Genomic DNA, 9,387 nt, shown 5'->3' with positions numbered 1-9,387 from the left:
GCCCAGGGCGTGGCGATGACTGCGGTCCAGCCTCATCAGCTCGGGGAAGACTTCGGCCTCCAGCCACTCTTTCATCTCGGCGTTGCGCTCAGATTCACCGGCGCTGTTGAAGGCATCCGAGCCGGTGAAGCGCAGCACCGGCCCATCAACCCGGCAGGCCCGCTCGCGCAGGCCTCGGGGCAGGTAGACGCCGCCGCCGCTCTTGGGCTCGCAGTAGTATTCTTCCCGGGCGTCTTCTTCGGTGGCGGTGTCGCGCAGCAGATTGCGCAGCCACTCGTCCTGCAGCTCTTGGGTCCACTCCTTCTTGGTGACCTGGCAGATGCGCTGATAGAGCCCCTCATTGATGGCCGTTTCGATGTCGATGCGATGCACGCTGAACCGCTTCTTGCCGGCGCGGCTATCCATGATCAGGGTGTTGAACAGGTTCTCGATGCCGTTGTGGGTCGAGATGATGCGCACCTTGCTGCCCCACATGGTCAGCGCCAGCGCCGCCTTGAGGATGGCGGCCAGGTCTTTGTGGAAGGCGCCTTCGTCGATCACCACGTTGCCCTGCATCCCCCGCAAGTTGCTGGGGTTCGAGCTGAGCGCCTTGATCTTGAAGCCGCTGGCGAAGTTGATGACATAGACCAGGATATCTTTGTCTTCGTTCCCCAGCGCCTCTTCGCCCACTTCGCTGGCGGCGCAGTTGTAGGCGCGGGCCCACATGGCGCAGGCGTCGATAAACTCGCGGGCCATGTCTTTGGTGGTGCCGACATAGAAGGTATCGCAGCCGCCGGCGCTGGCGGCCATCGAGCCGTTCAACGCAGCATCTGCCGCCTCTGCCCAGGTGAGGCCGGTTCGCCGGCTCTTCTCGGCGATCTTGAGCGGCGAGGTGTCGGCAATCCAGCGCTTCTGATAGGGCAGCAGTACCTCGTTGGGATCGAACTGGCCGCCAATGATGGCGGCCGCGGATTGGTTGCGCAGGGCATTTTCAGCCGATGTCAGGTGGTTCATCACGCTATCCCCAGGATCTTGTTGCGGATGTCGGCGGCCGTCTCTGCAGATACCCCCGCCTGAGTCACAATCTTCTCGGCAGCGGTGGCGGCCTCGGCGGCGAATGCGGCGCGGATTTCCTTCTCCAGCTTCTGGTTCAAGATGGATGACTGGGAGATCCGCTGATAAGCAAGGGCCAACTGGTTGAACTGCTTGATGTCGATCATCTCGCCGTCTTCCGTGGCCTCCATCAACGCCATGGAGGTTTCCCATGCCATGGTCTTCATGTTCTCGGCCATCAGGTTGCCGATCTGACTGGTCGGGGCATCCCCCAGTTTTGACGTCAGCACTTCGGCCATTTCCCTCGCCTTGGCGATGCGACTGCCTGCGGCCTCGACCTGCTTCGAATAACGGTTCAATCCGGTTCGGCTGATCTGCTCTTCCGGCGGCAGGCCGGCTTCCAGGATCAACTGATTGACCTCAGCAAGAATGGCTTTCTGTGACATGTCGCCAGAGCGCAGCATGGCCGCCAGCTGACTGCGAATATCGGCTGGCAGCTGCTGGATCTTGCTCTTGGTGTTCTTGGTCTTTCTGTTCTGGTTATGGGCGGTCATGGTTACCCCAGCAGCTTGTCAACGAGCGGGGCCGTGCAGCCCCAGAGCGCATGGATTGGATCGCCAACGATGGGCAGGGCCAGCAGGTAGCCGAACAACATCATGGCGGCGATATCCAGCAGGCGGGCTTTCATGCGTGACCCAGCTTGCGAGCGCGGCGGGTGGCCCGTTTGGCCTTGGCCAGACGTTGGGCCCGCTTGACGGACGGCAGCCCACCATTGAAGGCGGGGCGGTAGCGGCTGGCGCGTTTCACTTGGCGGATCGCCTTATAGATTGGCGTTGCAGCCAGGGTTACCCCATCTGGCCAGTCTCTGATCATGGTGCTCAGGCCACCCAGCACCAGCCCCACCAGGGCGCTTTTCATCTTCATCAGCAGATCCCTCATGGTCACACCGGACGCGGTTTCTTGACGCCATCCACCACGGCCTGGCCAGTGGCCACGTCGTCGCCCCGGCCGGTCAGCTTGGCGACCAGGGTCTTGCCAACCTCATCCACCGTCAGCAGGCCCTGCTCCTCCAGCCAGCGGATGTGGTTGCGCACCACATCGCGGCTGCAGCTGTGGCCATACTCTTCCAGGCACGAATCCAGGATCGATTCGTTGGCCCAGTAGCCGGCCATTTCCCGCAAGCTGCGCAGGATCAGCAGGCGCTGATCCGACACCACAAATTCTCTCATCGACGTCATATAACCCCCGTTTATTTCTCGTTTAAACGCTGTTCGAGCAGCAGGTTGATCTGGTGATTGGTGGGCTTGAGCTGAGCGGTGAGGGCCTTGATGTCCCCCCGCAACCCTTCGAGCTGAATGCCCAGCTCATAGAACTGCTCCTGGGTCGGCAGATTGTCGACGCGACTTTCGAGGCTGGTAACGCGGGTGGTCAGCTCGTCCATGGCAGTGCTCACTTCTTTCAGTTCTTCGCGGCGGGCAAAGGTCTTGCTCAGCCACAACATGACGATGGTGGCCAGAATCGCCACCCCGGTGGTGATGACGCCCCACCACTTCGGGATCCAGTCAAACTCCATGGCGATGCCTCCCCATGTTTTCGCTCCAGCTCTGGCAGGGGACGCAGCGCACGGCGTCTGGCGCTGCCTCCAGCCGCTCACTGGCAATCTGCTCCCCACAGCTAAGGCAGAAGCGGTTTCCGGCGGCGTCCTGGTCTGGGGTTTCGGTACCGCGTCTGGCCAGCTGGTTGGCGATGGCTCTGTCGCGACTCTCTTGTTCTTGTTGTTGGGCACGGTCAAACAGGTCGGTCATTTGGCCCTCGTCAGCAGGTTGGAGACGGTGCTGGTGATGGCGGCGCCAACCTTCTGGCCGCTGGCCTTGGGATGGGGCGAACCCGTCGAGGGTGCGCAGGCCGAGATAGGCCCAGGCCGGGGTCAGCAGCAACAGCACCATGTCAAAGTCAGGGCCATCGCCATAACCAAATGCCTTGAGCACGCTGAACAGCACCACGTAAATAGCCGATACCTGCCAGCTCTGGCGAGCCATCAGCGGGCGGGTGTGGCGCACGTACTCATCCTTGTTGCCATCCCCTTCACGGATGGTCTGTTGGGTGGTGGCCTGCTCAGCCTGGCTATCGGCCAGCTGCAGCTCCTGGCGGCGGGTCTGCTCTTTCTCCAGCTCGACCTTGAGCTTTTGCAGCTCGACCAGCGCAGCCGGATCGGTGATGCGGCCGAGCTGTTCTTCGATGCTGGCTTGCTGCTGGGCGGCGGTCAGGCCGATGCCGGAGACCTGCTCGACCATGTCGGCTACCTTGTTGGCGGTATCGCTGCCGCCAAACAGGCCGGCGACCCCTCGGATCAAGGCTGGCCCCTGCTGCACCGCCAACGCGGCCAGGGCGGGGATTAACGGGAATGGCATGAGGATTCATCCTTTTTGAAGAGGGCCCGCAAATTGGCGCAGTGCACCGCCACCTTGTCGTTGCAGGTCGTGAGTATTTTGAAACGGTGGCGATTGCGGGCGGCGTAGATCTCGGCGGGGGTTACAGAGCACCAGCCCTTGGCGAACTGGCTTTGCATGGTGCCATCGCGGCTATGCAGCGGGACGGTGCGATCAATGTCGCACTCGGCCACGCCCTGTTTTGCCATGGCCCGCTCCAGCTCCAGCCGCTTGCTGCGGCCATGGTCAAAACTCCACTGCCAGTTGCGTCCCATATCAGGCTCCGTATTCCGGTGCCCAGAGGCCGGTGCGCATCTGCTCGGCGTGGCGTTTGGCCCGATTGGGGGTTTGTTTGGCCCAACGGCTATTGAGCATGCCGGCGGCAGCATCGTTCCAACGCTGCTCAATCACCGCCTGAAGGGTGTTCTTGAAGGCGGCCAAGCCCTGCACGCCCATCTGGTAGGCCATTGATTTCAAGATGGCCTGCCGAGCTGGATAAGGGGTGCAAGCGGTCAGTGCCAACGCCAGCTGTGGTTGTGGCAATCGGCGCATCTCCAGCTCAAGTTCGTCGAGCAACGAGTCGAGCCAGGCTTCACCAGCTCGTACCGGCAAGGTGAACTGATAATGCTTGATGTTGGCGCCCTTCGGCCCGATGCGAAAACCAAAGCCTACGGTGGGATAACCTTCCGTGCAGAGATATGGCTTATCTCGCCAGCCTTCTTCAAATTTGAGAAGTGAATAAATAGAGGACATGACACACCTGGACAGGCAATGAATTTAATCCAGTGTGCTTTTTTGATGGTGGGATAGGAGAATGCGTATTTTCATCCAAATAAAAGGGGCCTGCTAAGAGGCCCCTTTTTATTGACTGCGGTTTATTATTTCACCAAGTAATGCCCCGACATATTGCCTTTTATTCCGCAAAAGTCCAACGATGCTTGCTTGGCATTGACAATAACGCCTTTGTTGTTTCCAGTGGCTACGTAGAAATGATGGTTCTCTGTGTTGGCATCATGCACATTGAAAGCAACGTCTTCGGTCCAGCCGTATTGCTCAAAACGCCAGCCGGTGAAATGGTCGCCCGGTTCCATCTCACCCTGTTCATAACGGGCCTCTACCTTATCCACCCCCCAGCCATCGCGCACCGTGGGGCAGGCCTTCACCAGTTCGGCATAGGCCTGCTCGATGATGGCGCGGTTGCCCTGGTCACGTTCGGCTATCGTGAGGGGGGCAGCAGCCAGTGAGCTGCTGAGCAGCAAGGCGTAAAGAACAAGGGATTTCATCAGTTTTCTCCAAACAAGTCAGGTTGACGGCGCTTCATCTCGAACTTGCGCATGCGAGCGGTGATGCGCCAGATCTCGCGCTGAGTCACCTTGTATTTTTGCGCCAGTTCAAAGGTGTTGTCGCCTTTGAATTCGGACCATACCCGCAAATCGCGGATGGTGTTTTGCAGCAGCTTACCCCGTGGCAGGTAGAATTGCAGCCCGCCATAGACCCGGCACAGTTCCGCCAGCAGGATGATGGCCAGATCCGGTGAGTCGCCATGCTTTTTCACCGTGCTGAAAAACAGGGTGTACAGTTCGCGCATGGTCTCTGGCCAGCGGGCCGTTTTCTCATCTTCGATGATGTTGATGGTGTCGCTCAGCAGGGCCGCGTCCAGCTGTTCACCGAACATATCGATGGTCTGTTCGTCTCTGTCCATCACATCCTCCTGGTGGCAGATAAAGCAATACCCAGCGACGGCTGGGTATTGGGATCATAACGCACCAGATCTGGCCCACCAATTCAAAGGCCCCTTACGGGGCCTTGTCATGTATCTCGCTCACTGGCTTGCTGCCATCGATCACCATTATCTGCGCTGGGCGCCAGCCTGGGTTTTCATAGGCTTTACGGATCAGGTCGTAACCAGGAGAGATATCAGTTCTCATGCCAAGCGGTACGATGTCACCGCGTTCTGCTATCGCTGACATCATCAGCCGTCCATGCCACTTCTTCAACGCCTCCAGCACCCGCTCGGCCTGAAAGGAGGTGAGCCATTCCGCCCGGCTGATGCCCACGCCGCCGTTGGCGCTGGCAGTCATGCGGCGGATAAAGATGCCCAGGGCATCCTCAGAACCGTCGTGCAGCAGGCCGTCCTGCTTCATGGTGATCCAGATGGCCCGCAGTTTACGCACCTCCGGCGCCTGCACCTTGGCCGAACTGGGCGGAGAGCGACGCCCGGCAACCTGGGCGCCCCCCTTGACCTTGAACCCCAGCCCCTTCATGGCGGTGATGACGGCGTCCAGCTTGCTGGCGCTCATGCCCTTGGCAGAGCGGACGCCAGTGACCTGCTCCAGCAGGGCGCGATATTCCTCTTCATCCAGCCCCAGCTCGCGGCGGCCGACTTGCACCAGCTTCAACAGACGCTTGGCATCAGGCTGCATGGGATACCTCCTGACGGGGCTTGAGGTGATACCAGGACTGCATCAGTGCAATCCAGGCATGGCGGTGATCAGCATCGACATCAGCCATGTCCACAAAACGGGGTTTCCCCTCTACCTCTCTGCGTTTTACCCGCAGTTGTTTGGGGATGGTCTCACTACTGATGCGCGAGACGTCCAGCTCGAAGCCCTCTGCCACGGCCTTCTCAATCAGCCAGCGCAACCATGAGTAGTTGTTGCCGGCGCCATAGACCTCTTTCGCCAGCATCCCGATATAAACGGTGCCTTGATTCTGATCCAGATAACGCTGAATGCGGCGCACCGTCATCAGCCCGTCATACGTGATCAGCGAACGCGGCTCGATCAGCCCTTTATCTATCAAGGTTCTGATCCACCTCAGCATCTGCCGTTCTGAGCACTCGCCCAATGCCTCGGCCAGCATGGCCGCGCTCTTGTGGCGGTAGTCAGGAACCTGCTTAATCTTCTGTGCCATTGCTTCCAAGCTGTGTTTATTCGTCATTTTCTTGCTCCTCATCCGCATCGCTCACTGAGAGCGCGGCGACGTAAATTTTGTTGGCCTTTGGCGGCTTCCCCTCGCGCCAGCGGGGCACGATGCAATCAAGCCAGGCCATGGCGGTTACATCGGCTTGACGCTCCAGCTCTGCCAGATCCCGCTTGTTCATCCCCTTTCTCTTGCGCTTGGGGTAGCAAGGGTGGTTCGCTTTGACGTAATCCACCTGGCGGCGCTGGTAGGCGGTCAGTTTCATGCGACCCTCTCTTTCCAGCGCTTGATAGCGATCTCACTCTCACAGGCTTTGCAGTAGTGCTGCAGGCCGTCGCAGGATCTGGTGCTGTTCCACACTGACCAGAAGGCGGTATCTTGCGGCCAGTATTCGTTGCAACCGCTGCAGAGCTTTTCCAGCCCCATCTCGGGGTCCAGCTTGGCCTTGCCAGATGCCAGCCATTTAGCCAGCAAGCCGGGCTTCATCAGTGGCGTGTATTCACCGTGCATACGGCCCCCTTGCCATCCCACTGCAGGCGATCGGCCTCCAGTTCTGCCAGCAACTGCTCGGCGCCGCGCAGGGCATCACCGGCAATGTCGTTGGCGTGGTACTTCCTTGCGCCCCGTGATAGGGCAGTAAACCGGCGCTGCAGCACCAGCTTCTCTTTCCATTCCAGCGCGATGGCCATCTCGCCATAGAGCCGGTTTAACAGGTTGTTCAGCACATTTCTGGTCATAGCGTCCTCGCGTATCGTGAGTGGGTTATGACCGGGCCCGGTCGGCTGCTCATCAGTGCCCAGCCACCACGCTGGGCAGACGGGGGCTAGCCCCCGTTTCGCTTACTTGCTCAGCGCTTTGCGCGCCTTGTTGACGATGGTGGTCAGCATGGCCAGCCGGGAGCGGTGCTTCGCGGCTTGGCCATACTGGTTGATGAAGTCGATGGCCAGTTGTGCATCAGCCAGCGCCTGCTGCGGGTTGCTACGCAGTTGGCACTCCAGGGTGCTTTTGCCATCGTCCACGCTGGTATTGAGCAGGTATTTCACGTTCGACATATCAGGTACCTCAGTTGACCAGGAACAGGCCAGTGAACAGACCGGCGACAAAGGCCCCATAGAACAGGGCCATCACATTGACCAGCACCCAGAAGGCGGCTTCACCGTTCATGCGGCCCCCAACTTGGCTTGTTCCTGGCCACCGACACCGGCATTCAGCTCTACCTGTTTCGCGGCAATCCAGCCATGCAGTGACGCGGACTGATCACGCTTGGTCGCCTTGGCGGCGCGGGATTCACCGGTACTCAGGTTGGGGTGATGCTTTTCGATGTACTGGGCAACCAGCTGGCTCTCTTGTTCGCTCGGCACCAGGGCAGTGATCTTGTGATACACCCCGTTGCACCAGCCCTCGCAGAACAGATCGGCGCGGGCCGTTTTAGTGCTGGTCTTCATGCGCTTGCTCAGGCTGCTGATGTACTCGGCCCGGGCTGCCTTGAGCTGGCGAGCCAGCACGGTGTAGACGTAGCCGGCGATCTCCACCCGCTCCGCCGGGCCGATGAACATCACCTCAGCGGTGTTGCGCCCCCATGCCAGCTGTTCATGGCACATGATCGCCTCGACCCCGAACGCTTGGCGCACCAGACTGACCAGCAACAGGCTCCATTTCGGCTGGCGCTCGCTGTTGTTGGCGGCCTTCACCTTGCTGGCGTCAATGCCGCTCAGGGCGACGTCTTCGCTGGAGAGCTGATGCTCGGCCATCAGCGCCTGCACCTTCTTCATCGCGTTAGCGGATTCGTGCGGGTTGCCGCGCTCTACCATGGCCATCAGCTTCTTGATCTTGGCCAGAATTCGTTTGTCGCTCATCACGCCTCCCGCTTGCCGAAACGGTGGATGCAGGTCATGCACAGATCGATGCGGGACTGGGCCCAGTGCTGGTTGGTGATGTTCTTGGCAGCCTTCTTGGCCATCACCCACAGTTCCAGGGCGGTGATATAGCGACCCTCTCGCTCGAACTCGGCGGCGCGGGTGGCCAGCGCCAGATAACCGTTCGGATTGCGGGCGATCTCGTCGCCCTTCAACACTGCATTAGCCATGGTGTAACTCCTGTTCAAATCGGGTTTGTTGCTTGTCGTACACGGTGACGATGGAGCCGTTCTTCAAGATGAAATAGGCATCGTCACATTCGAGGATCCGGCGCGGGCTCCATCCCGCCTCGCGCTGCCGGATCCGCCGCAGCTGGCGTTTGCTTGGGCGCCACGCCCGTGACAGGGCGCCCAGCATCTCCAGTTCGCTGCGGCCGGTACGTTGCACCCAGCGCTCGATGGCGTGGCGGGTGACGTACAGCGGGCCATAGCGGGTTTCAAACTCCACTTACAACTTTGCCCAGTCGAGGTTGATCGCCACGTACTTGCCAGACGGATCACGCTGGTAAAGGCGGATATATTCCTTCTTGCTGACGGTGGTGATGGCGTCGGCGATGGCATCCATCGCGGCCTTCCACTCGTCATCTTCGATGGCCAGATTGCGCAGGCTCAGCACCTGGTTGACGTCGATTCGGCCCTGCTTGTTGACCCGAAAGGCGTGGTCAACCATGGCCACCAGATTGGCACTTGCCCCCTCCGACCAGCGTTCGATGCAGGCGTCGATTTGCGCCTTGGCAGCCTGGATCCGTTCATCAAAAATCCGGTGCTCACCGATGGCCCGCTCGACCTTCATGGAACCGTCATAGCTGGTCAGGGTGATGTTGCCCTTGGCGCCGCCGTAGGTGACTCCGTATTCCTGGGCACTGAGATCCAGATAGTCTTCCAGCTCCCGCTGCATCTGCACCTTGACAGAGGCCATCTGCAGCTGCAGCGCCAGCGCGTCGACCACTTGCTTGCGCACCACGCTATCGCGCAGCAGGTCGATGGTCTTGATCAGGCTTTCCGGCACCAGGTGACCCTGGGCATTGCGGTGCAAGGTTTCGGTTTGGTTGGTCATTGCTGTGATTCCTTTTGTGATTCGGTGGTGTT

Annotated in this window: 21 protein-coding genes and 1 other RNA gene; all 22 read right to left on the bottom strand. The window is 59.9% G+C overall.

Annotated features, from left to right (window positions below; translation table 11 throughout):
- On the bottom strand, positions 1-993 hold a 993-nt coding region (locus tag ACTG2S_RS21410; RefSeq protein WP_439983303.1), incomplete at its 3' end, for a terminase large subunit domain-containing protein.
- Positions 993-1,586, bottom strand: a complete 594-nt coding sequence (locus tag ACTG2S_RS21405) for a DUF3486 family protein (protein WP_042007607.1) — start codon at positions 1,584-1,586, stop codon at positions 993-995. The genes ACTG2S_RS21410 and ACTG2S_RS21405, both read right to left, overlap by 1 nt.
- A gap of 2 nt (positions 1,587-1,588) precedes the next feature.
- On the bottom strand, positions 1,589-1,720 hold the full coding sequence (locus ACTG2S_RS21400) for a hypothetical protein (protein ID WP_439961204.1): 132 nt from the start codon (positions 1,718-1,720) through the stop codon (positions 1,589-1,591).
- Positions 1,717-1,956, bottom strand: coding sequence for a hypothetical protein (locus ACTG2S_RS21395; protein ID WP_439961203.1), 240 nt, complete (start codon positions 1,954-1,956; stop codon positions 1,717-1,719). Before ACTG2S_RS21395 ends, ACTG2S_RS21400 begins: the two co-directional genes overlap by 4 nt.
- A 17-nt stretch (positions 1,957-1,973) precedes the next feature.
- On the bottom strand, positions 1,974-2,270 hold the full coding sequence (locus ACTG2S_RS21390) for a VpaChn25_0724 family phage protein (RefSeq protein ID WP_439983301.1): 297 nt from the start codon (positions 2,268-2,270) through the stop codon (positions 1,974-1,976).
- 11 nt (positions 2,271-2,281) lie between these two features.
- The gene (locus ACTG2S_RS21385) at positions 2,282-2,605 is read right to left on the bottom strand and encodes a DUF2730 family protein (RefSeq protein WP_005301745.1); all 324 of its coding nucleotides are present in this window, start codon (positions 2,603-2,605) and stop codon (positions 2,282-2,284) included.
- On the bottom strand, positions 2,595-3,443 hold the full coding sequence (locus ACTG2S_RS21380; protein WP_439983299.1) for a TraR/DksA C4-type zinc finger protein: 849 nt from the start codon (positions 3,441-3,443) through the stop codon (positions 2,595-2,597). The genes ACTG2S_RS21385 and ACTG2S_RS21380 overlap by 11 nt, the downstream gene beginning before the upstream one ends.
- Positions 3,428-3,736 carry a hypothetical protein gene (locus ACTG2S_RS21375; RefSeq protein WP_439961200.1) on the bottom strand — a complete coding sequence of 103 codons (309 nt, stop codon included), beginning with the start codon at positions 3,734-3,736 and terminating at the stop codon, positions 3,428-3,430. Before ACTG2S_RS21375 ends, ACTG2S_RS21380 begins: the two co-directional genes overlap by 16 nt.
- 1 nt (position 3,737) lies before the next feature.
- Positions 3,738-4,214 (bottom strand): glycoside hydrolase family protein, encoded by a 477-nt coding sequence (locus ACTG2S_RS21370; protein WP_439961199.1) that lies wholly within the window; start codon positions 4,212-4,214, stop codon positions 3,738-3,740.
- A 125-nt stretch (positions 4,215-4,339) separates the two neighbouring features.
- A complete protein-coding gene (locus tag ACTG2S_RS21365) occupies positions 4,340-4,744 on the bottom strand; it encodes a hypothetical protein (protein WP_439961198.1) in 405 nt (134 codons plus the stop codon).
- On the bottom strand, positions 4,744-5,163 hold the full coding sequence (locus tag ACTG2S_RS21360) for a Mor transcription activator family protein (RefSeq protein ID WP_005301765.1): 420 nt from the start codon (positions 5,161-5,163) through the stop codon (positions 4,744-4,746). The genes ACTG2S_RS21365 and ACTG2S_RS21360 overlap by 1 nt, the downstream gene beginning before the upstream one ends.
- 94 nt (positions 5,164-5,257) lie before the next feature.
- On the bottom strand, positions 5,258-5,884 hold the full coding sequence (locus tag ACTG2S_RS21355; protein ID WP_439961197.1) for a gp16 family protein: 627 nt from the start codon (positions 5,882-5,884) through the stop codon (positions 5,258-5,260).
- Entirely contained in the window at positions 5,874-6,401 is a 528-nt protein-coding gene (locus ACTG2S_RS21350) for a hypothetical protein (protein WP_368206543.1), read from the bottom strand. Before ACTG2S_RS21350 ends, ACTG2S_RS21355 begins: the two co-directional genes overlap by 11 nt.
- Positions 6,391-6,648: a hypothetical protein gene (locus ACTG2S_RS21345; protein WP_439961974.1), complete on the bottom strand. Its 258-nt coding sequence runs from the start codon at positions 6,646-6,648 to the stop codon at positions 6,391-6,393. Before ACTG2S_RS21345 ends, ACTG2S_RS21350 begins: the two co-directional genes overlap by 11 nt.
- Positions 6,645-6,893: a hypothetical protein gene (locus ACTG2S_RS21340; RefSeq protein ID WP_439961195.1), complete on the bottom strand. Its 249-nt coding sequence runs from the start codon at positions 6,891-6,893 to the stop codon at positions 6,645-6,647. Before ACTG2S_RS21340 ends, ACTG2S_RS21345 begins: the two co-directional genes overlap by 4 nt.
- Positions 6,869-7,120, bottom strand: a complete 252-nt coding sequence (locus ACTG2S_RS21335; RefSeq protein ID WP_017410079.1) for a hypothetical protein — start codon at positions 7,118-7,120, stop codon at positions 6,869-6,871. The genes ACTG2S_RS21340 and ACTG2S_RS21335 overlap by 25 nt, the downstream gene beginning before the upstream one ends.
- A 39-nt stretch (positions 7,121-7,159) precedes the next feature.
- Positions 7,160-7,224: hammerhead ribozyme type II (locus tag ACTG2S_RS21330), an RNA gene on the bottom strand.
- The gene (locus ACTG2S_RS21325; protein WP_439961194.1) at positions 7,223-7,435 is read right to left on the bottom strand and encodes a hypothetical protein; all 213 of its coding nucleotides are present in this window, start codon (positions 7,433-7,435) and stop codon (positions 7,223-7,225) included. Before ACTG2S_RS21325 ends, ACTG2S_RS21330 begins: the two co-directional genes overlap by 2 nt.
- A gap of 108 nt (positions 7,436-7,543) precedes the next feature.
- Positions 7,544-8,239: a DUF2786 domain-containing protein gene (locus ACTG2S_RS21320; protein WP_439961193.1), complete on the bottom strand. Its 696-nt coding sequence runs from the start codon at positions 8,237-8,239 to the stop codon at positions 7,544-7,546.
- A complete protein-coding gene (locus ACTG2S_RS21315) occupies positions 8,239-8,469 on the bottom strand; it encodes an ANR family transcriptional regulator (protein WP_411597958.1) in 231 nt (76 codons plus the stop codon). Before ACTG2S_RS21315 ends, ACTG2S_RS21320 begins: the two co-directional genes overlap by 1 nt.
- Complete coding sequence (locus tag ACTG2S_RS21310) at positions 8,462-8,746, bottom strand: hypothetical protein (RefSeq protein WP_017410073.1); 285 nt, start codon at positions 8,744-8,746, stop codon at positions 8,462-8,464. The genes ACTG2S_RS21315 and ACTG2S_RS21310 overlap by 8 nt, the downstream gene beginning before the upstream one ends.
- On the bottom strand, positions 8,747-9,355 hold the full coding sequence (locus tag ACTG2S_RS21305) for a DUF3164 family protein (RefSeq protein WP_439961192.1): 609 nt from the start codon (positions 9,353-9,355) through the stop codon (positions 8,747-8,749). It abuts the gene before it with no gap.
- Positions 9,356-9,387 lie beyond the last annotated feature (32 nt).

The sequence above is a fragment of the Aeromonas sp. 82P genome (assembly GCF_051919365.1).
Taxonomy (GTDB): Bacteria; Pseudomonadota; Gammaproteobacteria; order Enterobacterales; family Aeromonadaceae; genus Aeromonas; species Aeromonas veronii.
Note: the sequence above shows the minus strand (reverse complement) of the source record. Positions and strands in the feature narration are given on the sequence as shown.

Excerpts from the sequence above, each read along its gene's own strand:
- ACTG2S_RS21355 (WP_439961197.1), bottom strand. The coding sequence starts at position 5,884 with ATGCAGCCTGATGCCAAGCGTCTGTTGAAGCTGGTGCAAGTCGGCCGC.
- ACTG2S_RS21395 (WP_439961203.1), bottom strand. The coding sequence starts at position 1,956 with ATGAAGATGAAAAGCGCCCTGGTGGGGCTGGTGCTGGGTGGCCTGAGC.
- ACTG2S_RS21320 (WP_439961193.1), bottom strand. The coding sequence starts at position 8,239 with ATGAGCGACAAACGAATTCTGGCCAAGATCAAGAAGCTGATGGCCATG.
- ACTG2S_RS21350 (WP_368206543.1), bottom strand. The coding sequence starts at position 6,401 with ATGACGAATAAACACAGCTTGGAAGCAATGGCACAGAAGATTAAGCAG.
- ACTG2S_RS21390 (WP_439983301.1), bottom strand. The coding sequence starts at position 2,270 with ATGACGTCGATGAGAGAATTTGTGGTGTCGGATCAGCGCCTGCTGATC.
- ACTG2S_RS21385 (WP_005301745.1), bottom strand. The coding sequence starts at position 2,605 with ATGGAGTTTGACTGGATCCCGAAGTGGTGGGGCGTCATCACCACCGGG.
- ACTG2S_RS21340 (WP_439961195.1), bottom strand. The coding sequence starts at position 6,893 with ATGCACGGTGAATACACGCCACTGATGAAGCCCGGCTTGCTGGCTAAA.
- ACTG2S_RS21370 (WP_439961199.1), bottom strand. The coding sequence starts at position 4,214 with ATGTCCTCTATTTATTCACTTCTCAAATTTGAAGAAGGCTGGCGAGAT.
- ACTG2S_RS21400 (WP_439961204.1), bottom strand. The coding sequence starts at position 1,720 with ATGAAAGCCCGCCTGCTGGATATCGCCGCCATGATGTTGTTCGGCTAC.
- ACTG2S_RS21325 (WP_439961194.1), bottom strand. The coding sequence starts at position 7,435 with ATGTCGAACGTGAAATACCTGCTCAATACCAGCGTGGACGATGGCAAA.
- ACTG2S_RS21405 (WP_042007607.1), bottom strand. The coding sequence starts at position 1,586 with ATGACCGCCCATAACCAGAACAGAAAGACCAAGAACACCAAGAGCAAG.
- ACTG2S_RS21345 (WP_439961974.1), bottom strand. The coding sequence starts at position 6,648 with ATGAAACTGACCGCCTACCAGCGCCGCCAGGTGGATTACGTCAAAGCG.
- ACTG2S_RS21335 (WP_017410079.1), bottom strand. The coding sequence starts at position 7,120 with ATGACCAGAAATGTGCTGAACAACCTGTTAAACCGGCTCTATGGCGAG.
- ACTG2S_RS21305 (WP_439961192.1), bottom strand. The coding sequence starts at position 9,355 with ATGACCAACCAAACCGAAACCTTGCACCGCAATGCCCAGGGTCACCTG.
- ACTG2S_RS21380 (WP_439983299.1), bottom strand. The coding sequence starts at position 3,443 with ATGCCATTCCCGTTAATCCCCGCCCTGGCCGCGTTGGCGGTGCAGCAG.
- ACTG2S_RS21315 (WP_411597958.1), bottom strand. The coding sequence starts at position 8,469 with ATGGCTAATGCAGTGTTGAAGGGCGACGAGATCGCCCGCAATCCGAAC.
- ACTG2S_RS21375 (WP_439961200.1), bottom strand. The coding sequence starts at position 3,736 with ATGGGACGCAACTGGCAGTGGAGTTTTGACCATGGCCGCAGCAAGCGG.
- ACTG2S_RS21365 (WP_439961198.1), bottom strand. The coding sequence starts at position 4,744 with ATGAAATCCCTTGTTCTTTACGCCTTGCTGCTCAGCAGCTCACTGGCT.
- ACTG2S_RS21360 (WP_005301765.1), bottom strand. The coding sequence starts at position 5,163 with ATGGACAGAGACGAACAGACCATCGATATGTTCGGTGAACAGCTGGAC.